Below are 24,381 nucleotides of genomic sequence, written 5' to 3'. Positions count from 1 at the left end.
GATGTAGATCTTCAGCATGACTGTCGGATGGTAGGCAGGTCGGCCAGTTTCAGCAGGGATAGCACTTTCAAAACCCAAGGTGATCAGGTCAAGTTCATCAACGAAGACATCGACAACACGCACCGGATTAGTCTCGCTGACGTAATCGTCCAGGCTCTCGGGGAGCAGGGTCCTTTGACCTCGGTGTTCACCTTGAATGAAGCGTTTCATGGGCAACCCTTGCGATGAAATCCGGGGCAATCATAGCAAGGGTTTGCTTTGGAGTTTTTACACACTCTGGGCCGGCGGCGGCTAACCCGGCATCCATGCCGGGTTGCCCACTGCGCAGAACCTCCACTCGGCCTCACGAGGGGGCGTGTACCGCAACAGCGCCCGAGGCGGCCTACCGGCCGGCCTGGTTCTGATGCGTGCGTGTTTCCCTGTAGGAGCTGTCGAGTGCAACGAGGCTGCGATCTTTTGGCCTTATTTTTTACAAGCAAGATCAAAAGATCGCAGCCTTCGGCAGCTCCTACGGAGTGATACATCCGCGAAATCAGGTCGGCTGTCAGGCCGCCTTCGCGAGCAGGCTCGCTCCTACAGAAGAGCAAAGGCAGACCGGCGTACACCCACGCTCCTCACCACTCAACAGGCCGAGCGTTAGCTCGCCTGCAGCTCTTGATCTTGATCCACCCGCCCCCTCGGGAGGCTGAGTGGAGGYGTTCATCCGGGGATGGGCGCGCAGCGCCGTTCGACGCAGTCGAACTCATTGCATGTAGGTCGAAGCGMAGCCGACCGGAGGGCAATGCCCCCGGATGAATACCGGAGCGAAGGAACCCCGAGCCTTAGCGAGGGGCCGTACGTTCGGGGCGAGACCTTTTGGTTCCTTTTGGGGCGTTTGCCAAAAGGGACTCGCCGTAAGGGCGAAACCGCCAGCCGCCGTTACCGCAGAAACGGATATGCACACTGTCAACAAAAGACAGGCCGGCTGTCAGGCCGCCTTCGCTGGCAAACCAGCTCCTACAGGGATTGGGGGTTGAACCGGATTATTCAGCAGGCACAAAAAAGGCGACCCGAAAGTCGCCTTAGTGCGTTACTGCCCGAATTGCCGCCCCAGGCCACCCGGTACACCGTGAATATCCGTCTCCTCCCACGGCCCCTTCGGACTGATCGACCGGCTCCAGCCGTTATCCCAACGGTAATAGGTACGCTGGCGATAAAAGGTATTGGGCTGATCATCGAGCACATACACCCCAAGCTTCGGATCCCAATGGCTGTTGCCCCCGGGTGGTGGCGCGAAGCTCGCAGAAGTGCGTGGCAACGGCTTGGAGGGTTTGGCCGGGATGCTCGGCTTGCTCGGTACAGGCGAAGTCGATGGCGTAGGGCTGGGCTGCGACGGCGGGAACGGTGGTGGTGCCTGTTGTTCCGGTGGTTGCTGGACCGCACAAGCGCTTAACCCCATAACGACGCTGAGCAGGGTGATACGAGCGAATGCGGTCATGATTGCGTTTTCCTGTTATTTGTCCGGGCTGTCGATGGTCAGTGTTTGCGGCGCAGTGGTGCTGCTGGCCAGGGGCTGGCTGCGACCGATCCATTCGCCGGCGGTCGGTTTGCCGGCGCGGGAAATGCGCGCAACCAGTTGGACTTCAGGGAAGTTCGACAGTTTCAATTGCGGCATCATCGCGTCGGCATCGCCCAGTTCGACGGTCACCGGCAGGTCGGCCACCGTCATGCGCTTGACCGCCAGCGGGGCCGGAGGACCGGAGATCGCACGGGCGAAGATGAACACGCTGTCGCCAGGCTGGACCTTGGTCTTGAGGTCCGCTGCCAGATCGACGCTGACCTTGAGCAACGCCGAGGCCTTGGCCGCCGGTGCCTGCGCAACCTTGCCGCCACTGGCCACCAGCTTCTCCGTGGCCCGGGCAATCCCGCCTTGCAGCGCCTCGCGAGACTTGTCTTGCGGCGGCAACTGCGCCAACAGGCGATTCCAGTAATCGATGGCGTCCTGATAACGCTCGCTTTCAAACGCGGCAATACCGAGCAGGCCAAGGCTGGTGACTTCTTTCGGATCGGTCTTGAGCGCTTCGTCGGTCAGGGCCTGGACCTTGTCCGACCACTTCTTGTCATCGGCGAAGTACTGGGCCTGGGCCCATTGGCCGAGCAGCTCGGGCTGGCGGCCGGCCAGGTTCACCGTGCGTTCGAACATCTTCGCCGCGTCCGCCGGGCGATCCTGAGCCATGTAGGTGCGACCGAGGAAGTACGTGCCTTCGGCGGAATCCGGTTGTGCGGCAACCGCGCGCTCCAGTCGTTTGGTCATCTCTTCCATCGTCTGCGGCGCCTGGGCGAACTCGCGGGTCAGCTCAACCTTGTCGCTGGCGCCGTAATGCATGTACAGCCCCAGGCCCAGCACCGGCACCAGAACGGCCGCCAGCAATGGCAAGGGTTTGCCCAGGCGCGAGACCTGCGGCGCTTCGACGCCCTCGGTGTCCGCCAGCAATTCACGGGCAGCTTCCGCGCGACCGGCGTCCATTTGCGCCGCATCGAGCACGCCCTCTTCCTGCTGAGTCTGCAACTCAGCCACGCGCTCCTGATACAGCGCGACGTTCAGGGCGGTACGATCCTCTTCGCGCTGGGCACGACGACTGCGCAGCACCGGGATCAACAGAAAACTCAGGGCCACCAGAAGCAGCAGACCTGCAGCGAGCCAGAAATCAATCATTCTTGGTTTTATCCAACAGGTGGTCGAGGCGCGAGCGCTCCTCGGCAGAAAGCGAGCCCGGGGTGCTGGCGCGTTGCACGCGACGACGGCGGACGATCACCGCGATGATCACCACACCGCCCAGCAGCAGGCCGGCGGGGCCGAACCAGAGCAAGGCGGTCTTGGCGTTCAGCGCAGGCTTGTAGCGGACGAAATCACCGTAGCGATCGACCATGAAGTCGATGATCTGCTGGTTGTCCTTGCCCTCGCCCAGCATGCGAAAAATCTCTTTGCGCAGGTCGGCGGCAATCGGTGCGTTGGAATCGGCGATGTCCTGATTCTGGCACTTGGGGCAACGCAGCTCCTTGGTCAGCTCGCGGAAACGCTCGCGATCTCCTTCCTTGGCGAACTCGTAGGTGTCGATGGCCGCGTGGGCCACGCCCGCCAGGCTCAAGCCCAGGACAATGGCAGCGATCCAGCGCTTCATGGCTTGGCCTCGTCGACCAGCGCCTGGTACTTGGCCGCCAGTTTTTCGCGCCAGACCTGCTCGTCGATCACGCCGACAAACTTGTCGCGGATGATGCCCTTGGCGTCGATGAAGAAGGTTTCCGGTGCGCCATACACGCCGAGATTCAGGCCCAGTGAGCCTTGGTCGTCACGAATGTCCAGTACATACGGGTTGTGGAAGTCCGTCAGCCACTTCAAGGCATCGGCGTTGACGTCCTTGTAGTTGATGCCGTAGATCACCACGCCTTGCTGGGCCAGCTTGTTCAACACCGGGTGCTCGACCCGGCAGGAAATGCACCAGGTGCCCCAGACGTTGACCAGCGCCGGTTTGCCCAGAATGTCAGCCTTGGTCAGGGCCTTGTCGCCCTGCACCGTCGGCAGGGAAAACTCCGGGAACGGCTTGTTGATCATGGCCGAGGGCAGCTCGGCCGGATCCAGGTACAACCCACGGTAAAGGAATACAGCAACCACCAGAAAAATCGCCAGTGGCAACAACATCAACCAACGCTTCATGCAGTGGCTCCCGACATGCCCAGTGCTTCGCGCACGCGGCTTTTGACCTTGACCCGATAACGCCGATCCAGCGCCGCCAGCAATCCACCGAAACCTGTCAGCAAACCACCGAACCAGATCCAGCGCACGAACGGTTTGACGTGCACGCGCACAGCCCAGGCGCCGTTACCCAAGGGTTCACCGAGGGCGACGTAGAGGTCGCGGGTGAATCCGGCGTCGATGCCCGCTTCGGTCATCACCGAGTTCTGCACGGTGTACAGGCGTTTTTCCGGGTGCAGCACGCTGACTTCCTTGCCGTTGCGGATCACCCGGACGGTGCCCTTGTCGGACGTGAAGTTCGGGCCTTCGAAGTGCTTGGCACCTTCGAAGATGAAGTGATAACCGGCCAGGTCCATGGACTCGCCCGGCGCCAGGCGCAGGTCGCGCTCGGCACTGTTCTGGCTCGACAGCACGACACCCAGCGCACACACGGCAATGCCCAGGTGCGCAACCTGCATGCCCCAGTAACTGCGGGTCAGGGTTGGCAGGCCCTTGATCAGCCCTTTGTGGCGGGTCTTGTCGAAGATGTCTCGCACACCGGCCAACAGCACCCAGGCAGCGAGCATGAAGGTTGCGAGCACCGCCCAGTTGAAATCGCCGTAGGCGACGCCGGCCACTACTGCCAGCGCGGCGCTGCCGAGCAAGACCGGGGTGAGCATGCTCACCAGCCATTTCACCGGGGTGTCTTTCCAGCGCACGATCACGCCGACCGCCATCACCATCATCAGCAACGCCATCAACGGAATGAACAGCGCGTTGAAGTACGGCGGGCCGACGGACAGCTTGGCGCCGGTCATGGCGTCCAGAATCAGCGGGTACAAGGTACCGAGCAGGATCATCGAGGCCGCGACTACCAGCACCAGGTTGTTGCCCAGCAGCAAGGTTTCCCGGGACCAGAGGTTGAAGCCGACCTGGCTCTTGACCACCGGCGCGCGCAGGGCGAACAGCGTCAACGAACCACCGACCACGAACAGCAGGAAAATCAGGATGAACACGCCGCGCTCCGGATCGGAGGCAAAGGCGTGCACCGAGGTCAGCACGCCGGAACGCACGAGGAAAGTACCGAGCAGACTCAAGGAGAATGCGGCGATGGCCAACAACACGGTCCAGCTCTTGAACACGCCACGCTTTTCCGTGACCGCCAACGAGTGAATCAGTGCAGTGCCCACCAGCCATGGCATGAACGAGGCGTTTTCCACCGGGTCCCAGAACCACCAGCCGCCCCAGCCGAGCTCGTAGTACGCCCACCAAGAACCGAGGGTGATGCCGATGCCGAGGAACGCCCAGGCAACAATGGTCCACGGACGCGACCAACGCGCCCACGCGGCATCCAGGCGACCGCCCATCAGCGCGGCGATGGCGAAGGCGAAGGCCACCGAGAAACCGACGTAGCCCATGTACAGCATCGGCGGGTGAACGATCAGGCCGATGTCTTGCAGCAAGGGGTTGAGGTCGGCACCGTCGCTGGGCACTTGCGGCAGGATGCGCTTGAACGGGTTGGAGGTCATGATAAGGAACAGCAGGAAACCGGTGCTGATCATGCCCATCACCGCCAGCACGCGGGCCAGCATGACCTGTGGCAACTGCCGGGAGAATACCGACACCGCGAAGGTCCAGCCGCCGAGAATCAAGGCCCACAACAACAAGGAACCTTCGTGGGCACCCCACACGGCGCTGAACTTGTAGTACCACGGCAACGCGCTGTTGGAGTTGTTGGCCACGTAGGCCACGGAGAAGTCATCGACCATGAAGGCGTAGGTCAGGCAACCGAAGGCGAACAGCAGAAAGGTGAATTGCCCCCAAGCGGCCGGCTGGGCCAGGCTCATCCACAGGCGGTCACCGCGCCAGGCACCGAACAGCGGCACCACGGCCTGAGCCAGGGCGAAGCACAGGGCCAGGATCATCGCCAGGTGGCCAAGCTCGGGAATAAAGATGCCGGATGTCATGGATCAACCCTCCTTCGCGGGCGTTGGAGCCGATTGACCGCTGTCTTTCAACGCCTTGGTCACTTCCGGCGGCATGTACTTCTCATCGTGCTTGGCCAGCACTTCATCGGCCACCACCACGCCATCGGCATTGAGCTTGCCCAGAGCGACGATGCCCTGCCCTTCGCGGAACAGGTCCGGCAGGATGCCGCGATAAGTGATGGTCACGGATTTGTTGAAGTCGGTGACGACGAACTTCACGTCCAGGGAATCACTGGAACGCTCCAGCGAGCCCTTCTCGACCATGCCGCCGGCACGAATGCGCGTGTCTTGTGGGGCTTCACCGTTGGCGATCTGGGTCGGTGTGTAGAACAGATTGATGTTCTGCTGCAGGGCGCTCAGGGCCAGGCCGACGGCAGCGCCGACCCCGACCAGGATCGCGAAAATGATGATAAGACGCTTTTTGCGCAGCGGATTCACTTGCCGTTCTCCCGGCGCAAACGACGCGCCTCTTGTTGCAGATACCGCTTGCGGGCCAGGATCGGCGCCGCCACGTTGAGGACCAACACCGCCAGGCAGATGCCATAGGCTGACCAGACATACAGGCCATGATGACCCATGGCGATGAAGTCGCCGAATGAAGCAAAACTCATCGAGCGACCTCCAGGCTGTTTTCCACTTCGGCTTTGACCCAACTGGCCCGGGCTTCGCGCTTGAGCACTTCAAGGCGCATGCGCAGTAACAGGACCGCGCCGAAGAAACAGTAGAAACCCAGCGCCGTCAGCAGCAATGGCAGCCACATCTCGGCAGGCATCGCCGGTTTTTCGGTGAGGGTGAAGGTCGCGCCCTGGTGCAGGGTGTTCCACCACTCCACCGAGTATTTGATGATCGGGATGTTGATCACACCGACAATCGCCAGCACCGCGCAGGCCTTGGCCGCGCTGTCACGATTGCTGATGGCGTTGCCCAGCGCAATGAGACCGAAGTACAGGAACAGCAGGATAAGCATAGACGTAAGGCGTGCATCCCAGACCCACCACGAGCCCCAGGTCGGTTTGCCCCAGATCGCCCCGGTGACCAGCGCCACCGCGGTCATCCACGCGCCGATAGGCGCCGCGCATTGCAAGGCGACGTCGGCCAGTTTCATCTTCCACACGAGGCCGACGATACCGCACACGGCCAGCATCACGTAGATGGACTGGGCCAGCATGGCGGCCGGGACGTGGATGTAGATGATGCGAAAGCTATTGCCCTGCTGATAGTCCGGCGGCGCGAAGGCCAGGCCCCAGACCACGCCAACACTGATCAGCAGCAACGCCGCGACGCTCAGCCAGGGCAACATTTTGCCGCTGATGCCGTAAAACCATTTGGGCGAGCCGAGCTTGTGAAACCACGTCCAATTCATACTGTTTCCATCACGGTTGCTCTTTACTGTGAAGAGCCAGGGTCTGCCTTTCTTCAAAAAAAGTGATCAAATTTTGATCAGGCCTCATTATTATTCGCCGACGCTGATCTTCAGGCCAGCGGCTATTGCAAAAGGTGTCAGGGTTATCGCCAGGGCGGTCAGGCTGCCAAGCCACAGGAGATAACCGGTCGCCGGCATCCCCTGCAAGGCAGCCTGCAAGGCGCCACTGCCAAGGATCAATACCGGGATGTACAGTGGCAGAATCAGCAGTGCCAGTAACAGGCCACCGCGCTTCAAACCGACCGTCAGCGCCGCGCCCACCGCACCGAGCAGGCTCAGTACTGGTGTACCGAGCAGCAACGAAAGCAGCAACACTGGCAGACAGGCGGCAGGCAAACCGAGCATCAGCGCCAGCAAGGGCGCCAGCAAAACCAGTGCCAGGCCGGAAAAAGCCCAGTGTGCCAGCACCTTGGCCAAAACCAGAAGAGCCAGGGGGTGCGGCGAAAGGACCCACTGCTCGAGCGATCCATCYTCGAAATCACTGCGGAARAGCCCGTCCAGCGAGAGCAGGACCGATAAAAGTGCCGCGACCCAGACCAGCCCCGGAGACAAGGTTTGCAACAATTGAGACTCGGGACCGACCGCCAACGGGAACAGGGAAACGACGATGGCAAAGAACACCAGCGGATTGGCCAGCTCCGCCGGACGGCGGAATAGCAGACGAGCTTCGCGGGCGACCAACAGGCCGAAAACACTCATACGGCCCAGCTCCCCAGATCGATGTCGCGATAACCGGCCGGCATCCGGCTCAGCGTGTGATGAGTGGTCAACACCACCATGCCGCCACGTTCGCAGTGGCCGGCCAGATGAGATTCAAGCTGTGCCACGCCCTGCTTGTCGAGGGCGGTAAAGGGTTCATCGAGGATCCATAGCGGCGGACTGTCCAGATACAGGCGCGCCAAGGCGACGCGGCGCTGCTGACCAGCGGACAGGGTGTGGCAAGGCACATCCTCGAATCCACGCAGCCCGACCGCGGCCAGTGCCTGCCAGATCGCCGCATGAGTCGCCGGATGGTGCAAGGCACACAGCCAGCTCAGGTTCTCTTCCGGCGTCAGCAAGTCCTTGATCCCGGCAGCATGGCCGATCCACAGCAGGCTGCGCGCCAGCTCTCCGCGTTGTTCGTTCAGCGGCTGGCCGTTGAGCAGCACCTGACCGGCGGTCGGCTGCATCAGCCCCGAGAGCAGGCGCAACAGGCTGGTCTTGCCGCTGCCGTTGGGGCCGCTGATTTGCACCATTTCGCCACTGGCCAGTCTCAAATCGAGATTTTCGAAGAGCAGCCGAAGGTCTCGCTCACAGGCAAGGGCAACGGTTTGCAGGACAGGACTGGTCAAGGGTTCACGGGCCTTATACGGTTCAAGTCGGCTCTGGCGCGGCCGTTAAAGAGATGCAGCATAGATGCAATGACGTCTTGTTCTAGAGAGCTGCGTCAAACAATTGCAAAGTTTTGCCATTTTTGGATACAACGGCGCGGCATTATACATGCCATACCTTACTCCAAAGAGTGGATTTTCCTCAGGTTGTGACCGCGTATGACAGGCGAAATGAACATCCTCCCACTACCGCAATCCCTCCCGGCGACGTCACGCCCGCCGGTGGTCAGCGGTGAGTTGCTCAAGTTGCTGACGCCGGTGGAGGGGCTGATCAGCGTCGGTCAAACCGCCCAGGCTGAAGTCTTGTCGCTCAAGCAGGTGGATCAGACTTTCCAGATGCTGCTCAAAGTCACCCTCGACAGCGGCCGCCAGACTACGGTCCAGACCACCAGTAATCAACCACTGGCCCAGGGCACCACGCTGGTCGTCACCCAGCCCTCGGCCGGCAGCCTGGCCGTGACGGTACAACAGGCCATTGCCTCCAACGTCGCCACCCTCACCCGCCTCGACACCGCGCAACTGCCCGTCGGCACTCTGTTGCAGGGCAAAGTGCTGACCTCGCAAGTGCTGCCGCAGGTACCCGGCCAGCCCATGGTGTTTCGCTCGATGGTGAGCTTGCTCAATACCGCACTGAGCGGCAGCACCCTGAACATCGACAGTCCGCAGCCCTTGCGCATCGGTACCTTGTTGAGCGCTCAGGTGCAGGACGCCCAGACCGTGAAATTCGTGCCACTGAGCAGCCGCCAGGAACAACTGGCGGTGACCCGGCAACTGGTCGATCAGCAAAGCCGCCAGGGTTCGCTGGATGGCTTGCTCAAGCTGCTGCAGAACCTTCCCGCCTCGGACCAGACCTCCGCCGAACTGCGCAGTGCCGCCGCCCGCCTGCTCGCCGGCCTGCCGGATGTCCAGCAATTGAGCACCGCCAAGGGCCTGGCGCTGGCGCTGGCCGGCAGCGGCGCTTTCCTCGAAAGCAAACTGCTGAGCGGGCAAAACCCGACGCTAACGCCGGACATGAAAGGCGATTTGCTCAAACTGGTCGCGCAACTGAGTCAGGGCTTGCCGGCCAACACCAGCCTCGGCGCGATCATCGCCGCCAATACCCTGGCCCAGGCCATGCCGAATTTTGTCCGCAATGCCCTGGGCATGCTCGGCCAGGTCAGTGCCAAACCGTCGCCGAGCGGTTTCCCGCTGCCCGAGCGCCTGTTGCAAGGCTCCGACGGTGAAAACGACCTCGAACACCTGCTGCGCCTGGCCGCCGCCGCAGTTTCACGCCTGCAAAGCCATCAACTGTCGAGCCTGGAACAGACCGGCGTAACCGCCGACGGGCGGCTGATGAGCACCTGGCAGCTGGAAATCCCGATGCGCAGCATGCAAGACATCGTGCCCTTGCAGGTCAAGTTCCAGCGTGAAGACTCACCCGAAAACGAACAGCCTAAGGAGCGTCGCGAAGAACGCGAACCCAAGCAACAGCTGTGGCGTGTGGAACTGGCCTTCGTCATGGAACCTCTGGGGCCGCTGCAAATCCAGGCGCAACTGATCAAGGGCAGCCTCTCCAGCCAGCTCTGGGCCGAACGGCCGTACACCGCCAGCCTGATCGAAAGCAATCTCGCCGGGCTGCGTGACCGTTTGCTGTCCGCCGGCCTGAACGTCGGCGACCTCGATTGCCACCTCGGCACACCACCCCAAGGCCCGCAAACCCGCCTCGAACAACGCTGGGTCGACGAAACCGCATGAAAAACCCCAACGCCCCACGACAGGCCATCGCCCTCAAATACGACGGCACCCACGCCCCGACCCTCACCGCCAAGGGCGACGAAGCGCTGGCGGAAGAAATCCTGCGCATTGCCCGCGACTGCGAAGTGCCGATCTACGAAAACGCCGAACTGGTGAGATTGCTGGCGCGGATGGAACTGGGGGACAGCATTCCGCAGGAGCTGTATCGGACGATTGCCGAGATCATTGCGTTTGCGTGGAATTTGAAGGGGAAGTTTCCGGCGGGGCAGGATCCGGAGGCGCCGAAGATGGAGCGTGATATCACCACTACAACATCAGAATGAAAGCACCATCCTATCGATATCTGTCACGGCAACGTTTTGATCAGATAACCCTCATAAAATCCTGTCTATACCCGCCTGCGATTATCACACTCCGCCCATCAGTCCATCCGTCAACGGGTGGCTGTCACTCAGGGGAGTCGAAGAAGATTTTCAGCAGTGTAGAGAGGATCTTCTCCTGCTCCAATTTGATTAAGAACGTAAGAAACCCGAACTCCAACTTCCGGCCAACCCAGACTATTATATTGTTGTTGTCGAAATCGCGCCTTTTTACCAGCAATGCTTGATATTGTTACGAACCCATACATTGACTCAGGATCAAACTCTATTATGGAACCAGTTGTACGGTCACGAACACTGCTCATCTGAATCTCCTTTACATAAGGCCGAGGCCGAAAAATTTAAGTCATTCCCTACATTAGAACGGGATACGCTTATTGAACACTCCTCTGAGCCGATTAAATACTGAATATATGTATCGCCATCTGTAAAAGCGCTTCAAAATATTGGGTTAAAACGAAGATATCGAACGTCAGAGAGACTGAAACGTCGAGAGATAAAACGCTCCGGTCAAGCAAAGCCGGAGTTTCTGGCTTGGGCAGTTCAGTATGATGAGGGAGGCGTTCCCGAACGGAGCTTGGCCAGGCATCAGGAATGGCTGCCTGTGCTTACTTGTGCTGCCTTGAAGCTTGAGGGGACATGTCTGTTACAGATCGGGTACGGCAAATACTGGATGCAGTCGACGAGCAGAACCACACACCGTCGGTCATATGAACGTGTGTTGGCTATACACTTACGCCAGCTCCTACAAAAAAGCGCAAAAGCTTGAGACTGCGACCGACAATCAATCCATTGATAAGGCCAGCCCCCAGTGCCGACCATGCCGTCATCGGTAATTCATTGGCCATTTCCGGATACATCGCTGCCTGACAGCCAAGGTAGTAACGCCATGCAAAGAAGCCCCAATACACCATCAGTACCTTGATTGTGCCAGGCAGAACCAGATGTTCCCCCTCGCGCTGCACATTGCTGTACGAGAAAAAGCGCAGTGCCTGCAACCATCCCGCCAATAACCCGATTACATAGGCCGAGAGTGGAATGACTACACCTTGGGAGAGATTCAGCGAAGCCAGGGACAGGGTCACGAATATCACGGGCGATATCTGCAATGCCCTTTTCGACACCTGATTCTTGAAGCAGGCAATGACACCGTAATAAGTCAGGATCAGAAAAACCGCATGAACCCACAGCGGTGTACCGCGCAAAATGTCGAGCATAAGCCTTCCTGGCACTGAATAGGTTTGAACAAGATGCTCAACCTACTGATGGCGGGTTGCAATCACAAGATAGCGGGATCTGAAAAAGCGATAGGCAGGAGGCTACGACGGAGTAGTACCCGTCTGAGGATAGAGAGGAATGCGTCGGATCCTGGGGAAGACTACTGAAATTTCGAGGACGCCTTCGCTGGTAAGCCAGCTCCTACAGTTCGGTATCGGCGTGAACCTGTAGGAGCTGGCTTGCCAGCGAAAGCGACATCAGCCAGATCGCAAAACTCAGTTCTTGTGAAGCTTACTCATCAACTCCGCCTCCGCCTGGGTCAAGCCGCAGGACTGGGTCAGTTCGTTGACGCTGGCGCCCATTCCGACTAACCGCGCTGCCTGAGCAAACGACAGGCTTGAAGGATCGCGTTGTTCCAACTGTGCCAGTTTGTCTGGCAACGGCCCGACCACCGCGCGAAGCTCATGCAAGTCTTCACCCATGCGCACGTTGCCGTTCTGGTAATCGTCGACGCGTTTGCCCAGGTCCTTGATGCGCTGATCGCGCAGCGCATCGCCTTGGGTCTGTTGTGCGGCGATCTGCTCTTGACCGCGAATGTACGCCAGGAACATTGCCAGCGTACCTGCCCAAAACAGGAACAGGACAATGACCGCAACCTCGAGAATCAATCAGATACTCTCCAGTTCCGACCATTCTTCTTCGCTCATCATCTTGTCGAGCTCGACGAGGATGAGCAATTCGTTGTTCTTGTTGCACACGCCTTGAATGAACTTGGCGGACTCTTCGTTACCCACGTTCGGCGCGGTTTCGATTTCCGACTGACGCAGGTAAACCACTTCGGCCACGCTGTCGACCATTATCCCGACCACCTGCTTGTCGGCTTCGATGATGACGATACGGGTGTTGTCGCTGATCTCGGCATTCATCAGGCCGAAGCGCTGGCGGGTGTCGATCACGGTAACGACGTTGCCGCGCAGGTTGATGATGCCCAGCACGTAGCTCGGGGCACCCGGGACCGGGGCGATTTCGGTGTAACGCAGGACTTCCTGGACGCGCATCACGTTAATGCCGTAGGTCTCGTTGTCCAGCTTGAAGGTGACCCATTGCAGGATCGGATCTTCGGAACCCTTTGCCGCCGTCGCCTTGTCATTCATACCCTGATCCCCTCAAGAAACCGCCCTGGCGGTGTTGTTCCGTTATGTAGTTTTGTGGGTCGGCTTGTGGCCGTCCATGTGCTTTGCGCCGCCGCTGGCGATCAACTCGGCCAGCGCGGAAACGTCGAGCAACGCACACATGTGTTCAATCACCGTGCCCGCCAGCCATGGCCGTTGACCACGGTGACTGCGCCACTTGATTTCGTTCGGATCCAGGCGCAACGAGCGGCTGACCTGATGCACCGCCAGCCCCCACTCGTAGCCCTGGACGGAAATGACGTATTGCAGACCCTGCTTGAAATCGTCGCGATAACGGTCGGGCATGACCCAACGTGCGGTATCGAGCACCTTGAGGTTGCCGGCCTGGCTCGGCAGGATGCCCAGGAACCATTCGGGTTGGCCGAACAGCGGCGTCAGCTCGTGACCGGCCAGGGAATAGATCGACCCCAGGCACACCAGTGGCACTGCCAGGGTCAATCCGGCGACATCGAACAGCAGGCACTCGAACGGTTCGGCGGCCCAGGACGGACGACCGTCGGATTCGACCGGTGGCGGCGTGTTGCTCGGTGGCAGGTGCACTTCGACGACGGGCGGAACCAGCGTCTGCTGTACCTCGACGACGGCGGGCTGTACCTCGACCGGGGGAGGGACCAGGACCTGCAGCAACGGCGCGATGGTCGAGACCGGCGCCATGACGGGTGCCGGCGCTTCGATAACCGCCTTGACCACTGGCGCAACCGATGCCCGTGCCGGGGCGGCCGTTACAGTCGCGGCGGCATCCCGGGCCTGTTCTTCGAGCACCGCTGCCTGGAACTCGTCGAGCACGGCTTCGGCGGCGATCTCCTCGGCCACTGCCTCTACGGGCAGCGTCAATTCTTCAGTCACTTCCTGCAGCAGGCTGTCCAGGTAGGACTGCAAGGCCAGTTGCGGGCGCGAAGTGGTCTTCAATGGCCGGTTCATGAGCACGCACCTGTAGGAGCGAGCATGCTCGCGATGAACCTGAGAGCGCCACGGGGTGTCAGGTTTCCCGCGTCATCGTTGACGACCATCGCGAGCAAGCTCGCTCCTACAGGAATTGGGCTCATGTCACGCCACCTGCGGAACAAGTTGTGCCGCCAGCAGATGCTTGAGCAACGCACGGTAAGCGAGGACGCCACGGCTCTTGCCGTCGAATTGCGAAGGCGTCAGCCCCGCTCGACTGGCATCGCGCAGGCGCGTGTCCACCGGGATGTAGCCTTGCCAGATTTCGTCGGGGAATTTGTCGCGCAGCACGCGCAACGTGCCGAGGGACGCCTGGGTCCTTCGGTCAAACAGCGTCGGCACGATGGTGAACGGCAACGCCTGTTTGCGCGAGCGGTTGATCATCGCCAGGGTGTTGACCATGCGCTCAAGGCCCTTGACCGCCAGGTGTTCGGTCTGCACCGGGATCACCAGTTGCTGGCTCGCCGCCAAGGCATTGACCATCAGCACGCCGAGCAAGGGCGGGCTGTCGATCACCGCGTAATCGAAGTCCTGCCACAGTTGCGCCAGGCTCTTGGCAATCACCAGGCCCAAACCACTCTGCCCCGGCGACTGGCGCTCAAGGGTGGCCAGCGCGGTGCTGGAGGGCAACAGGGAGATGCGTTCGTCGCTGGTCGACAGCAGCAGTTGACCCGGCAGGCCTTGCGGCACGTTGCCCTTGTGGAGGAACAGGTCGTAGCTGCTGTGCTCCAGGGCGTCGGGATCGTAGCCGAAGTAGCTGGTCATCGAGCCGTGGGGGTCGAGATCGACCACGACCACGCGCTTGCCCGCCTCCGCCAGTAAACCGGCTAAAGCGATGGAGGAAGTGGTTTTACCAACACCACCCTTTTGATTGGCGACTGCCCAGACTCTCATTCGGATTGTTCCTCCCGGCCGAATGGATCGGCCGAGAAATAGCTCAACGTGTTAATGCGGGTGACGGAGAATTGACGGCGCTCTCTCGTACCGGCGACTTGACCGGGGTCGGTGCAGTTTGTGTGCCAGCACGCTTCAATGCGGCATCCGGTTGCGCATGGGCGGTTCCGGTGCCGGTCAGGCTGCGGCGCACATCGAGGTTGCGCGACACCACCAGCACCACGCGACGGTTGCGGGCGCGGCCTTCAGCGGTGGCATTGTTGGCCATCGGCTGAAACTCGCCGTAGCCCACCGACGCCAGGCGACCGGGGTTCACCCCCTGCATCGCCAGCATGCGCACGATGCTGGCCGAGCGGGCCGAAGACAGTTCCCAGTTGGTCGGGTACTGCGCGGTGCGGATCGGTTGGTCGTCGGTGAAGCCTTCGACATGAATCGGGTTGTCGAATGGCTTCAGGATCGCCGCAACCTTGTCGATGATGTTGAACGCGATGTTGCTGGGCATGGCGTCGCCGCTGCCGAACAACAGGCTGGAATTGAGCTCGATCTCGACCCACAACTCGTTGCCGCGCACGGTCATCTGGTTGGAGCTGATCAGGTCACCGAACGCCGCACTGATGTCGTCGGCGATGCTTTTGAGCGGATCGCTGGCGCCGGCGACACCGGCATCGACCAGGTCACTGTCCTTGACCAGCGGCTTGGCCGGGGTCACGGTCTTCGGCCGCTCGTCACCGATGGGGATGGGCTTGAGCGAACGATCGGAATCGGTAAAGACGCCGATCAACGCTTCGGAAATGACCTTGTACTTGCCTTCGTTGATCGAAGAGATCGAGTACATCACCACGAAAAAGGCGAACAGCAAGGTGATGAAGTCCGCGTAGGACACCAGCCAGCGTTCGTGGTTTACATGCTCTTCATGCTGGCGACGACGTGCCATGAGCTTATTCCCTTAATCCATGAAGCCTTGCAGCTTCAACTCAATGGAGCGAGGGTTTTCACCTTCGGCGATCGACAGGAGTCCTTCCAGCAGCATTTCGCGATAACGCGACTGGCGCAACGCGATGGATTTGAGTTTGGCGGCAATCGGCAGCAGCACCAGGTTGGCACTGGCCACGCCGTAGATGGTGGCGACGAAGGCCACGGCGATGCCGTTACCCAGTTGCGACGGATCGCCCAGGTTGCCCATGACGTGAATCAAGCCCATCACCGCACCGATGATGCCGATGGTCGGCGCATAGCCGCCCATGCTTTCGAAGACCTTGGCCGCTTCGACATCGCGGCTTTCCTGGGTGTAGAAATCCACTTCCAGAATGCTGCGGATCGCCTCCGGCTCGGCACCGTCAACCAGCAGTTGCAGGCCTTTGCGCGCGTAGTTGTCGGGCTCGGCGTCGGCGATACCTTCAAGGCCGAGCAGGCCTTCCTTGCGGGCGGTCAGGCTCCAGTTCACTACGCGGTCGATGCCACCGGCCAGGTCGACACGGGGCGGGAACAGGATCCAGGCAAGGATCTGCATGGCGCGCTTGAAGGCGCTCATCGGCGATTGCAGCAGCGCGGCGCCAATGGTGCCGCCGAGCACGATCAGCGCTGCCGGGCCGTTGGCCAGGGCGCCAAGATGACCGCCTTCAAGGTAGTTGCCGCCGATGATGGCGACGAAGGCCATGATGATGCCGATCAGGCTTAGAACATCCATCAGATGCAGGCCTCGACCAGGTGCTTGCCAATGTCGTCGAGGCTGTACACCGCGTCGGCGAGTTCAGCCTTGACGATGGCCATCGGCATGCCATAGATCACGCAACTGGCTTCGTCCTGTGCCCAGATCGAACTGCCGCCCTGCTTGAGCAGGCGCGCGCCTTCACGGCCGTCGGCGCCCATGCCGGTCAGGACCACCGCCAGAACTTTGTCGCCGTAGGACTTGGCTGCCGAACCGAAGGTGATGTCCACGCACGGCTTGTAATTCAGACGCTCGTCACCCGGGAGGATTCTCACCGCGCCACGGCCGTCGATCATCATCTGCTTGCCACCCGGCGCCAGCAGCGCCAGGCCCGGCCGCAGGATGTCGCCATCCTCGGCTTCCTTGACGCTGATGCGGCAGAGCTTGTCCAGGCGCTCGGCGAAGGCCTTGGTGAAGGCGGCCGGCATGTGTTGGACCAGCACGATCGGGGCCGGGAAGCTGGCCGGCAATTGGGTCAACACCCGTTGCAGCGCAACCGGGCCGCCGGTGGACGTACCGATGGCCACCAGTTTGTAGGCTTTGCGTTTCGGCGCGGGCGACGACGCAGTGGCCGCATGCGTACGCGCAGGGATCGGTGCCGGTGCCGGACGCACGGGCGCGCTGCTGCCAAAACTGCCAACGCTGGAAGGCGCAGGCGTCGGGGCTGGTGCAGCGACAGGCGTCGGAGCGCTGTAGGCGCTGACTCGACGATTGCTGCGCGCAATGCTGAGGATCTTCTCGCACAGCAGTTGCTTGACCTTCTCGGGGTTGCGCGAGATGTCTTCGAAATTTTTCGGCAGGAAGTCCACCGCGCCGGCATCCAGCGCATCGAGGGTGACGCGGGCGCCTTCGTGGGTCAGCGAGGAGAACATCAAGACCGGGGTCGGGCAGCGTTGCATGATGTGCCGCACAGCGGTGATGCCGTCCATCATCGGCATCTCGTAGTCCATGGTGATCACGTCGGGCTTGAGGGCCAGCGCCTGATCGATCGCCTCTTTGCCGTTGGTCGCCGTGCCGACGACCTGGATATTGGAATCCGCTGAAAGAATTTCCGAGACGCGGCGGCGGAAAAACCCCGAATCGTCCACCACCAGGACTTTGACTGCCATAAACACTCCATTAGTTGGAGCGAGGCCAGGCGCCCCGCTCCACCAGAATCAAATACGCCGTGTGGCGTAACGCTTGAGCATGCTCGGAACATCGAGAATCAGCGCGATGCGGCCGTCACCGGTGATGGTGGCGCCGGACATGCCCGGCGTTCCCTGGAGCATTTTGCCCAATGGCTTGATGACCACTTCTTCCTGGCCCACCAGTTGATCGACGACAAAGCCGATCCGCTGCGTGCCCACCGAAAGGATCACCACATGGCCTTCGCGCTGCTCTTCGTGAGCGGCGGAGCTGACCAGCCAGCGTTTGAGATAGAACAATGGCAGTGCCTTGTCCCGCACGATCACCACTTCCTGGCCGTCCACAACGTTGGTGGTCGACAGGTCGAGGTGGAAGATCTCGTTGACGTTCACCAGCGGGAACGCGAATGCCTGGTTGCCGAGCATGACCATCAGCGTCGGCATGATCGCCAGGGTCAGCGGCACCTTGATGACGATCTTCGAACCCTGGCCCTTGGTCGAGTAGATGTTGATCGAGCCGTTGAGCTGGGAAATCTTGGTTTTCACCACGTCCATGCCCACACCGCGACCCGATACGTCGGAGATCTCGGTCTTGGTCGAGAAACCCGGGGCGAAGATCAGGTTGTAGCATTCGGTGTCGCTCAGGCGGTCCGCCGCATCCTTGTCCATCACACCGCGCTTGACCGCGATTGAACGCAGGACGTTCGGGTCCATGCCTTTGCCGTCATCGGAAATCGACAGCAGGATGTGATCGCCTTCCTGCTCGGCCGCCAGGATGACCTTGCCGCCACGAGCCTTGCCCGAGGCTTCGCGTTCTTCCGGCGATTCGATGCCGTGGTCGACTGCGTTGCGCACCAAGTGGACCAACGGATCGGCCAGGGCCTCGACGAGGTTCTTGTCGAGGTCGGTTTCTTCGCCGACCAGCTCCAGGTTAATCTCTTTCTTGAGCTGGCGAGCCAGGTCGCGAACCAGGCGCGGGAAACGCCCGAAGACTTTCTTGATCGGCTGCATCCGGGTCTTCATGACCGCGGTTTGCAGGTCGGCCGTGACCACGTCGAGGTTCGACACGGCCTTGGACATGGCTTCGTCGCCGCTGTTGAGGCCCAGGCGGACCAGGCGGTTACGCACCAGCACCAACTCGCCGACCATGTTCATGATCTCGTCGAGACGCGCAGTATCGACGCGTACGGTGGTCTCGGCTTCACTGGCCGGCTTTTCCGCCGGTGGCGCGGCCGGAGCACGGGCGGCAGCAGGTGCAGCGGCAGCAGCCGGCGTTTCAGCTTTTGGTTCGGGTGCCTTGGTCACCGGTTTCGGCGCCGCAGCCTTCGCGGCCGGCGCGGCAACGGACGTGTTCGATCCGCTGGCAACCGTCGCCTTGCCGACTTCGCTGAACTTGCCTTTGCCGTGCAACTCATCGAGCAGCGATTCAAATTCGTGATCGCTGATCAGATCGCTGCCGACCGCTGCGGCGGCTGGCACGGCAGGTGCTGGCACGGAAGCAATGGCCGACTCGAGCGCATCGACAGCGAAGTTACCCTTGCCGTGCAGTTGGTCGAGCAGTGCTTCGAATTCTTCGTCAGTAATATCGGAGCTGTCGCCTGCCGCTTTCGGGGCCTCTGGCGCAGCTGGCGCCGGGACCACCGCGTCAACGGCGAACTGGCCCTTGCCGTGCAGTTGATCGAGCAACGACTCGAACTCGGCGTCGGTGATTTCATCGCTGACCGGCGCAGAAACAGCCGCCGGCGCCTCGGCCTGGGCCTTGACGGCGTTCAGCGAGTCCAGCAGTTGTTCGAATTCATTGTCGGTGATATCGCCCGATTCGCTTTCAGCCACAGACGCTTCGACCACGGCGGCAACAGGTGCAGCAGCCACCTCGTCAGCCGATTGCGGCTCGGCCAGACGGGCCAGCGCCGCGAGCAGTTCAGGTGTCGCAGCCGTGATCGGGCTGCGTTCGCGGACTTCGCTGAACATGCTGTTCACCGCGTCCAGCGCTTCGAGAACCACGTCCATCAGTTCCGAGTCGACGCGACGCTCACCCTTGCGCAGGATGTCGAACACGTTCTCGGCGATATGGCAGCACTCCACCAGCTCGTTGAGCTGGAGGAAGCCGGCGCCCCCTTTTACAGTGTGAAAACCGCGAAAAATTGCATTGAGCAAATCCGCATCATCCGGACGGCTTTCCAGCTCGACCAGTTGCTCGGACAGTTGCTCTAGAATCTCGCCGGCCTCAACCAGGAAATCCTGAAGGATCTCTTCATCGGCGCCGAAGCTCATTAAGGGGGTGCTCCTACAGGTCTAAAAACCCAAAAAACCTAAAACTCTAAAATTTAGAATCCCAGGCTGGATAGCAAATCGTCCACATCGTCCTGACCGGACACAACGTCTTCTCTTTTATCGGCATGAATCTGCGGACCTTCACCCTGAGAGAGATGTTTTTGTGGATCTTTTTCAGCAAGCATCGCTTCACGGTCATGTTCGATGCCCGCAAAGCGGTCCACCTGACTGGCCATCAGCACGAGCTTGAGCAGGTTGCTTTCAACTTCGGTGACCAACTGGGTCACACGCTTGATCACCTGGCCTGTGAGGTCCTGGTAATCCTGGGCGAGCAGGATGTCGTTGAGGTTGCCCGACACTGCGCGATTGTCCGTGCCGCTGCGCGTCAGGAACCCGTCGACCCGGCGGGCCAGTTCACGAAACTCTTCGGCGCCGACTTCGCGACGCATGAAGCGTCCCCAGTCCGTGCTCAAGGCCTGGGCTTCATCCGCCAGGCCATTGACCAGCGGCGTGGCACTTTCCACCAGATCCATGGTGCGGTTGGCCGCAGCCTCGGTCAGCTTGACCACATAGCCCAGACGCTCGGTGGCGTCGGTGATCTGGGACACTTCTTCGGCTTGCGGCATGTGCGGGTCAATCTGGAAATTGACGATCGCGCTATGCAGTTCGCGAGTGAGCTTGCCCACTTCCTGATACAGGCCGCGGTCACGGGTCTGGTTGAGCTCATGGATCAATTGCACCGCGTCGCCGAACTTGCCTTTTTCAAGGCTCTCGACCAATTCGACGGCGTGTTTTTTCAGGGTCGACTCAAAGTCGCCCAATGAAGTTTCGTTATTGCCCATAGCTCCCCCGTGGCGCACTCATCAACCGATGCGYTCGAAAATCTTCTCGATTTTTTCTTTCAACGCCTGGGCCGTGAAGGGTTTGACCACATAGCCGTTAACGCCGGCCTGGGCCGCTTCGATGATCTGCTCGCGCTTGGCTTCAGCGGTCACCATCAGCACCGGCAGGTGCTTGAGCTTTTCATCGGCACGCACGTGGCGCAGCAGATCGATACCGGTCATGCCAGGCATGTTCCAGTCCGTTACCAGAAAGTCGATGCTTCCGCTGTTGAGCACCGGAATGGCGGTAGTGCCATCGTCGGCCTCGACGGTGTTGGTGAACCCAAGGTCACGCAGCAGGTTCTTGATGATCCGCCGCATCGTTGAGAAGTCATCAACGATGAGGATTTTCATGTTCTTGTCCAATTCGACCTCCAAGCAGTCTTAAACGCGCCCAGCACCTGGACGCGCCATTTCAATCAATCCGGCAAAGCACTCGATGACTGTCTGGAGCACAACAGATCGCGACCGGCGCAGTTCAACACCACACCGGCCTCGTTCGCAGTGTCCCCCACACTGCCTTCAGCGCGCTCGCCACTCCCCCAAACGCCCCCGCAAACGGGCCGCGCACTGGCTGTGTAACTGGCTGACCCGAGATTCGCTGACCCCCAGGACCTCACCGATTTCCTTGAGGTTCAACTCTTCGTCGTAGTACAGCGCCAACACCAGTCGCTCACGCTCCGGCAAATTGGCAATCGCCTCCGCCAGCGCAGCCTGGAAGCGTTCATCTTCCAGATCGCGTGACGGCTCGATATGAGCACTCGCGCCATCCTCGTGCAGCCCTTCGTGTTCGCCGTCCTGCAACAGGTCGTCGAAACTGAAGAGCCGGCTGCCCAGGGTGTCGTTCAAAATCCCGTAGTAATCGTCGAGACTCAATTGGAGTTCGGCCGCAACTTCGTGATCTTTAGCGTCACGGCCGGTTTTCGCTTCAATCGAGCGAATGGCGTCGCTGACCATGCGCGTATTGCGGTGAACCGAACGTGGCGCCCAGTCCCCCTTGCGCACCTCATCGAGCATGGCGCCGCGGATTCGAATGCCCGCGTACGTCTCGAAACTGGCGCCTTTGCTGGCGTCATATTTGGTCGACACCTCAAGCAGGCCGATCATCCCGGCCTGGATCAGGTCTTCGACCTGGACGCTGGCCGGCAGGCGCGCCAACAAGTGGTAGGCAATGCGTTTAACCAGCGGCGCGTAACGCTCGATCAGCTCGTACTGCGCATCACGCGCCGATTTTTTGTAGAGGTTGTAACCGCTTGCTGTCATAGAACCGGTCCTGCTGTCTGCTGCACGAGGCGCTCGACGAAAAACTCCAGGTGCCCGCGCGGGTTGGCAGGCAGCGGCCAGGTATCGACCTTCTGTGCGATGGCCTTGAATGCCAGCGAGCACTTGGAACGCGGGAAGGCCTCGTAGACGGCGCGCTGCTTCTGCACGGCCTTGCGCACGCTTTCGTCGTAGGGCACCGCGCCGACGTATTGCAGGGCGACGTCGAGGAAGCGATCCGTGACCTTGGTCAACTTGGCGAACAGGTTGCGCCCTTCCTGCGGGCTCTGGGCCATGTTGGCCAGGACGCGGAAGCGGTTCATGCCGTAGTCACGGTTAAGCAATTTGATCAAGGCGTAGGCGTCAGTGATCGAGGTCGGCTCGTCGCACACCACCAGCAGCACTTCCTGGGCTGCGCGAACGAAACTGACTACCGAGTCACCAATGCCCGCCGCGGTATCGATCACCAATACGTCGAGGTTGTCGCCGATATCGCTGAAGGCCTGGATCAGGCCGGCGTGTTGCGCGGGGCTCAGATGCACCATGCTCTGAGTGCCGGATGCGGCCGGAACGATACGGATGCCGCCGGGTCCCTGCAGCAGTACATCGCGCAGTTCGCAGCGGCCCTCGATCACGTCGGCCAGGGTACGTTTGGGTGTCAGGCCCAGCAGAACGTCGACGTTCGCCAGCCCCAGGTCGGCGTCCAACAGCATGACGCGCCGGCCAAGCTCAGCCAGAGCCAGGGACAAGTTCACTGACACATTAGTTTTCCCGACGCCACCTTTGCCGCCGGTCACCGCGATCACCTGTACGGGATGCATGCTGCCCATGTTATTTCTTTACCTTGTCTTGCATAGACGGAGGCCACATTACTGGCTGCGCGTTCACAATCGGAACAATGCATGGCAGACCATCGATGTAGGTACAAAAACTGTTCATTACTACCTTAGCCAACCTGCTTGGTTTGGCTGTGGTAAATATCAGCGAACATGTCAGCCATGGCTTCTTCGCTGGGTTCTTCCTGCATTTGCACGCTGACGGCGCGACTGACCAACTGATGACGGCGCGGCAGATGGAGATCATCCGGAATCCGCGGGCCATCGGTCAGGTAGGCCACCGGCAGCTCATGACTGATGGCCAGGCTCAACACCTCGCCCAGACTAGCCGTTTCATCCAGTTTAGTCAGGATGCAGCCCGCGAGCCCGCAACGCTTGTAACTATGATAGGCGGCGGTTAGAACCTGTTTCTGGCTGGTGGTTGCCAGGACCAGATAATTTTTCGAGCGGATGCCTCGACCGGCCAGGCTTTCGAGTTGCATGCGCAGGGCCGGATCGCTGGCCTGCAGGCCGGCGGTATCGATCAGCACCACGCGCTTGCGCAGCAAGGGTTCCAGCGCCTGCACCAGGGACTGGCCCGGATCGACGTGGGTCACCGACACATTGAGAATGCGCCCCAGGGTCTTGAGCTGCTCCTGGGCACCGATGCGGAAGCTGTCCATGCTCACCAGTGCAATGTTCTGCGCGCCGTACTTGAGCACGTAACGGGCCGCCAGCTTGGCCAGGGTGGTGGTCTTGCCCATGCCGGCTGGGCCGACCATGGCGATCACACCGCCCTCCTCCAGCGGCTCGACTTCGGGGGTAACGATCATGCGCGCCAGGTGCGCCAGCAACATGCGCCAGGCCTGACGAGGTTCTTCGATTTCGCTGATCAGCGCCAGCAGGTCGCGCGACAACGGGCCTGACAGGCCAATGCGTTGCAGGCGACGCCAGAGGTTGGCCTGGTCCGGACGGCTGCCTTGCAGCTGATTCCAGGCCAGGGAGCCCAGCTGGACTTCCATGAGCTCGCGCAAGCTGTTGAGCTCGAATCGCATCGAGTCGAACGCCCGCGGGTCCACGCCAGTGGAGGCTGGTGCAGCGGCCGGTGCGGGGCGACGGGGTTCGGCGTAGGTCGGCTCGATCAACGGCTCGGCTGCGGTGAGCGGCAAGCCGGCGAACAACTGGCGATTGGTCGCATTATCGCTCTCGCCGACGCCACGCAGGCTCAGTTCGGCCTGGGCAGTGACGATCCGCGACTGAGTCTTGCGCAGCTCGTCTTCGAGTTCCATGTTCGGAACCCGCGGCGCCAGCGCCGACAACTTGTAATCCAGCGCTGCCGTCAGCTCGACACCCCCGGCGATCCGGCGGTTGCCAATGATGGCGGCATCAGCGCCCAGCTCATCGCGAACCAGCTTCATGGCCTGACGCATATCGGCGGCGAAAAAACGCTTAACTTGCATAA

28 protein-coding genes are annotated in these 24,381 nt (G+C 60.8%); 2 read left to right on the top strand and 26 right to left on the bottom strand.

What is annotated here, in order from left to right; all coding sequences use genetic code 11:
- From AC1DXW_RS06570 to ccmA, 11 genes are all read right to left on the bottom strand, one after another.
- On the bottom strand, positions 1 to 210 hold a 210-nt coding region (locus AC1DXW_RS06570; RefSeq protein WP_477759856.1), incomplete at its 3' end, for a transposase.
- A gap of 859 nt (positions 211 to 1,069) precedes the next feature.
- A complete protein-coding gene (locus AC1DXW_RS06565; RefSeq protein ID WP_477752442.1) occupies positions 1,070 to 1,477 on the bottom strand; it encodes a hypothetical protein in 408 nt (135 codons plus the stop codon).
- Between the two features lie 15 nt (positions 1,478 to 1,492).
- On the bottom strand, positions 1,493 to 2,695 hold the full coding sequence (ccmI, locus tag AC1DXW_RS06560; protein ID WP_477759855.1) for a c-type cytochrome biogenesis protein CcmI: 1,203 nt from the start codon (positions 2,693 to 2,695) through the stop codon (positions 1,493 to 1,495).
- Positions 2,688 to 3,161: a cytochrome c-type biogenesis protein gene (locus tag AC1DXW_RS06555; protein WP_477752440.1), complete on the bottom strand. Its 474-nt coding sequence runs from the start codon at positions 3,159 to 3,161 to the stop codon at positions 2,688 to 2,690. The genes ccmI and AC1DXW_RS06555 overlap by 8 nt, the downstream gene beginning before the upstream one ends.
- A complete protein-coding gene (locus AC1DXW_RS06550) occupies positions 3,158 to 3,694 on the bottom strand; it encodes a DsbE family thiol:disulfide interchange protein (RefSeq protein WP_477752439.1) in 537 nt (178 codons plus the stop codon). The genes AC1DXW_RS06555 and AC1DXW_RS06550 overlap by 4 nt, the downstream gene beginning before the upstream one ends.
- The gene (locus AC1DXW_RS06545) at positions 3,691 to 5,679 is read right to left on the bottom strand and encodes a heme lyase CcmF/NrfE family subunit (RefSeq protein WP_477759854.1); all 1,989 of its coding nucleotides are present in this window, start codon (positions 5,677 to 5,679) and stop codon (positions 3,691 to 3,693) included. Before AC1DXW_RS06545 ends, AC1DXW_RS06550 begins: the two co-directional genes overlap by 4 nt.
- A 3-nt stretch (positions 5,680 to 5,682) precedes the next feature.
- Complete coding sequence (gene ccmE / locus AC1DXW_RS06540; protein WP_477752437.1) at positions 5,683 to 6,138, bottom strand: cytochrome c maturation protein CcmE; 456 nt, start codon at positions 6,136 to 6,138, stop codon at positions 5,683 to 5,685.
- Complete coding sequence (gene ccmD / locus AC1DXW_RS06535; RefSeq protein ID WP_092271396.1) at positions 6,135 to 6,311, bottom strand: heme exporter protein CcmD; 177 nt, start codon at positions 6,309 to 6,311, stop codon at positions 6,135 to 6,137. The genes ccmE and ccmD overlap by 4 nt, the downstream gene beginning before the upstream one ends.
- Positions 6,308 to 7,063, bottom strand: coding sequence for a heme ABC transporter permease (locus AC1DXW_RS06530; RefSeq protein ID WP_007980756.1), 756 nt, complete (start codon positions 7,061 to 7,063; stop codon positions 6,308 to 6,310). The genes ccmD and AC1DXW_RS06530 overlap by 4 nt, the downstream gene beginning before the upstream one ends.
- Positions 7,064 to 7,153: 90 nt before the next feature.
- The gene (gene ccmB / locus AC1DXW_RS06525) at positions 7,154 to 7,822 is read right to left on the bottom strand and encodes a heme exporter protein CcmB (RefSeq protein WP_007980754.1); all 669 of its coding nucleotides are present in this window, start codon (positions 7,820 to 7,822) and stop codon (positions 7,154 to 7,156) included.
- On the bottom strand, positions 7,819 to 8,454 hold the full coding sequence (gene ccmA / locus AC1DXW_RS06520; protein ID WP_477752436.1) for a cytochrome c biogenesis heme-transporting ATPase CcmA: 636 nt from the start codon (positions 8,452 to 8,454) through the stop codon (positions 7,819 to 7,821). Before ccmA ends, ccmB begins: the two co-directional genes overlap by 4 nt.
- Before the next feature lie 198 nt (positions 8,455 to 8,652).
- Here ccmA and fliK point away from each other — a divergent pair, with 198 nt between their 5' ends.
- Complete coding sequence (fliK, locus tag AC1DXW_RS06515) at positions 8,653 to 10,227, top strand: flagellar hook-length control protein FliK (protein ID WP_477752435.1); 1,575 nt, start codon at positions 8,653 to 8,655, stop codon at positions 10,225 to 10,227.
- A complete protein-coding gene (locus tag AC1DXW_RS06510; RefSeq protein ID WP_477752434.1) occupies positions 10,224 to 10,550 on the top strand; it encodes an EscU/YscU/HrcU family type III secretion system export apparatus switch protein in 327 nt (108 codons plus the stop codon). Before fliK ends, AC1DXW_RS06510 begins: the two co-directional genes overlap by 4 nt.
- A gap of 128 nt (positions 10,551 to 10,678) precedes the next feature.
- On the opposite strand, the gene AC1DXW_RS06505 is transcribed toward AC1DXW_RS06510, so the two are convergent.
- The 15 genes from AC1DXW_RS06505 to flhF form a co-directional block, all read right to left on the bottom strand.
- Complete coding sequence (locus tag AC1DXW_RS06505; RefSeq protein WP_477759853.1) at positions 10,679 to 10,912, bottom strand: hypothetical protein; 234 nt, start codon at positions 10,910 to 10,912, stop codon at positions 10,679 to 10,681.
- Between the two features lie 420 nt (positions 10,913 to 11,332).
- Positions 11,333 to 11,824: a hypothetical protein gene (locus tag AC1DXW_RS06500; RefSeq protein ID WP_477752432.1), complete on the bottom strand. Its 492-nt coding sequence runs from the start codon at positions 11,822 to 11,824 to the stop codon at positions 11,333 to 11,335.
- 276 nt (positions 11,825 to 12,100) lie between these two features.
- Entirely contained in the window at positions 12,101 to 12,493 is a 393-nt protein-coding gene (locus tag AC1DXW_RS06495; RefSeq protein ID WP_477752431.1) for a DUF2802 domain-containing protein, read from the bottom strand.
- Positions 12,494 to 12,979, bottom strand: coding sequence for a chemotaxis protein CheW (locus AC1DXW_RS06490; RefSeq protein WP_007980742.1), 486 nt, complete (start codon positions 12,977 to 12,979; stop codon positions 12,494 to 12,496). It lies immediately after the preceding gene.
- Between the two features lie 42 nt (positions 12,980 to 13,021).
- On the bottom strand, positions 13,022 to 13,939 hold the full coding sequence (locus tag AC1DXW_RS06485; RefSeq protein WP_477752430.1) for a CheW domain-containing protein: 918 nt from the start codon (positions 13,937 to 13,939) through the stop codon (positions 13,022 to 13,024).
- A 126-nt stretch (positions 13,940 to 14,065) separates the two neighbouring features.
- Positions 14,066 to 14,854, bottom strand: a complete 789-nt coding sequence (locus AC1DXW_RS06480; protein ID WP_008000390.1) for a ParA family protein — start codon at positions 14,852 to 14,854, stop codon at positions 14,066 to 14,068.
- A 43-nt stretch (positions 14,855 to 14,897) separates the two neighbouring features.
- Positions 14,898 to 15,788, bottom strand: a complete 891-nt coding sequence (motD, locus tag AC1DXW_RS06475) for a flagellar motor protein MotD (protein WP_477759852.1) — start codon at positions 15,786 to 15,788, stop codon at positions 14,898 to 14,900.
- A 12-nt stretch (positions 15,789 to 15,800) separates the two neighbouring features.
- Positions 15,801 to 16,541 (bottom strand): flagellar motor protein, encoded by a 741-nt coding sequence (locus AC1DXW_RS06470; RefSeq protein ID WP_085716992.1) that lies wholly within the window; start codon positions 16,539 to 16,541, stop codon positions 15,801 to 15,803.
- Positions 16,541 to 17,671: a protein-glutamate methylesterase/protein-glutamine glutaminase gene (locus AC1DXW_RS06465; protein WP_477759851.1), complete on the bottom strand. Its 1,131-nt coding sequence runs from the start codon at positions 17,669 to 17,671 to the stop codon at positions 16,541 to 16,543. The genes AC1DXW_RS06470 and AC1DXW_RS06465 overlap by 1 nt, the downstream gene beginning before the upstream one ends.
- Before the next feature lie 48 nt (positions 17,672 to 17,719).
- Positions 17,720 to 19,963 (bottom strand): chemotaxis protein CheA, encoded by a 2,244-nt coding sequence (locus AC1DXW_RS06460; protein ID WP_477752426.1) that lies wholly within the window; start codon positions 19,961 to 19,963, stop codon positions 17,720 to 17,722.
- A 53-nt stretch (positions 19,964 to 20,016) separates the two neighbouring features.
- Positions 20,017 to 20,805, bottom strand: a complete 789-nt coding sequence (locus AC1DXW_RS06455) for a protein phosphatase CheZ (RefSeq protein WP_477752425.1) — start codon at positions 20,803 to 20,805, stop codon at positions 20,017 to 20,019.
- Between the two features lie 21 nt (positions 20,806 to 20,826).
- The gene (locus AC1DXW_RS06450) at positions 20,827 to 21,198 is read right to left on the bottom strand and encodes a chemotaxis response regulator CheY (RefSeq protein WP_003183998.1); all 372 of its coding nucleotides are present in this window, start codon (positions 21,196 to 21,198) and stop codon (positions 20,827 to 20,829) included.
- A gap of 168 nt (positions 21,199 to 21,366) precedes the next feature.
- Positions 21,367 to 22,107 (bottom strand): RNA polymerase sigma factor FliA, encoded by a 741-nt coding sequence (gene fliA / locus AC1DXW_RS06445; RefSeq protein ID WP_223461391.1) that lies wholly within the window; start codon positions 22,105 to 22,107, stop codon positions 21,367 to 21,369.
- Entirely contained in the window at positions 22,104 to 22,934 is an 831-nt protein-coding gene (gene fleN, locus AC1DXW_RS06440; RefSeq protein ID WP_008001746.1) for a flagellar synthesis regulator FleN, read from the bottom strand. Before fleN ends, fliA begins: the two co-directional genes overlap by 4 nt.
- A 116-nt stretch (positions 22,935 to 23,050) precedes the next feature.
- Entirely contained in the window at positions 23,051 to 24,379 is a 1,329-nt protein-coding gene (flhF, locus tag AC1DXW_RS06435; RefSeq protein ID WP_477752424.1) for a flagellar biosynthesis protein FlhF, read from the bottom strand.
- Between the last annotated feature and the right edge of the window lie 2 nt (positions 24,380 to 24,381).

It is taken from the genome of Pseudomonas sp. P4_C4 (assembly GCF_056402055.1).
Note: the sequence above shows the minus strand (reverse complement) of the source record. Positions and strands in the feature narration are given on the sequence as shown.

Excerpts from the sequence above, each read along its gene's own strand:
- AC1DXW_RS06510 (WP_477752434.1), top strand. The coding sequence starts at position 10,224 with ATGAAAAACCCCAACGCCCCACGACAGGCCATCGCCCTCAAATACGAC.
- fliA (WP_223461391.1), bottom strand. The coding sequence starts at position 22,107 with ATGACAGCAAGCGGTTACAACCTCTACAAAAAATCGGCGCGTGATGCG.
- fliK (WP_477752435.1), top strand. The coding sequence starts at position 8,653 with ATGACAGGCGAAATGAACATCCTCCCACTACCGCAATCCCTCCCGGCG.
- flhF (WP_477752424.1), bottom strand. The coding sequence starts at position 24,379 with ATGCAAGTTAAGCGTTTTTTCGCCGCCGATATGCGTCAGGCCATGAAG.
- AC1DXW_RS06565 (WP_477752442.1), bottom strand. The coding sequence starts at position 1,477 with ATGACCGCATTCGCTCGTATCACCCTGCTCAGCGTCGTTATGGGGTTA.
- AC1DXW_RS06545 (WP_477759854.1), bottom strand. The coding sequence starts at position 5,679 with ATGACATCCGGCATCTTTATTCCCGAGCTTGGCCACCTGGCGATGATC.
- AC1DXW_RS06490 (WP_007980742.1), bottom strand. The coding sequence starts at position 12,979 with ATGAATGACAAGGCGACGGCGGCAAAGGGTTCCGAAGATCCGATCCTG.
- AC1DXW_RS06500 (WP_477752432.1), bottom strand. The coding sequence starts at position 11,824 with ATGCTCGACATTTTGCGCGGTACACCGCTGTGGGTTCATGCGGTTTTT.
- ccmD (WP_092271396.1), bottom strand. The coding sequence starts at position 6,311 with ATGAGTTTTGCTTCATTCGGCGACTTCATCGCCATGGGTCATCATGGC.
- AC1DXW_RS06470 (WP_085716992.1), bottom strand. The coding sequence starts at position 16,541 with ATGGATGTTCTAAGCCTGATCGGCATCATCATGGCCTTCGTCGCCATC.
- motD (WP_477759852.1), bottom strand. The coding sequence starts at position 15,788 with ATGGCACGTCGTCGCCAGCATGAAGAGCATGTAAACCACGAACGCTGG.
- AC1DXW_RS06505 (WP_477759853.1), bottom strand. The coding sequence starts at position 10,912 with ATGAGCAGTGTTCGTGACCGTACAACTGGTTCCATAATAGAGTTTGAT.
- AC1DXW_RS06455 (WP_477752425.1), bottom strand. The coding sequence starts at position 20,805 with ATGGGCAATAACGAAACTTCATTGGGCGACTTTGAGTCGACCCTGAAA.
- AC1DXW_RS06530 (WP_007980756.1), bottom strand. The coding sequence starts at position 7,063 with ATGAATTGGACGTGGTTTCACAAGCTCGGCTCGCCCAAATGGTTTTAC.
- AC1DXW_RS06485 (WP_477752430.1), bottom strand. The coding sequence starts at position 13,939 with ATGAACCGGCCATTGAAGACCACTTCGCGCCCGCAACTGGCCTTGCAG.
- ccmI (WP_477759855.1), bottom strand. The coding sequence starts at position 2,695 with ATGATTGATTTCTGGCTCGCTGCAGGTCTGCTGCTTCTGGTGGCCCTG.
- fleN (WP_008001746.1), bottom strand. The coding sequence starts at position 22,934 with ATGGGCAGCATGCATCCCGTACAGGTGATCGCGGTGACCGGCGGCAAA.
- AC1DXW_RS06480 (WP_008000390.1), bottom strand. The coding sequence starts at position 14,854 with ATGAGAGTCTGGGCAGTCGCCAATCAAAAGGGTGGTGTTGGTAAAACC.
- AC1DXW_RS06465 (WP_477759851.1), bottom strand. The coding sequence starts at position 17,671 with ATGGCAGTCAAAGTCCTGGTGGTGGACGATTCGGGGTTTTTCCGCCGC.
- AC1DXW_RS06550 (WP_477752439.1), bottom strand. The coding sequence starts at position 3,694 with ATGAAGCGTTGGTTGATGTTGTTGCCACTGGCGATTTTTCTGGTGGTT.
- AC1DXW_RS06555 (WP_477752440.1), bottom strand. The coding sequence starts at position 3,161 with ATGAAGCGCTGGATCGCTGCCATTGTCCTGGGCTTGAGCCTGGCGGGC.
- AC1DXW_RS06460 (WP_477752426.1), bottom strand. The coding sequence starts at position 19,963 with ATGAGCTTCGGCGCCGATGAAGAGATCCTTCAGGATTTCCTGGTTGAG.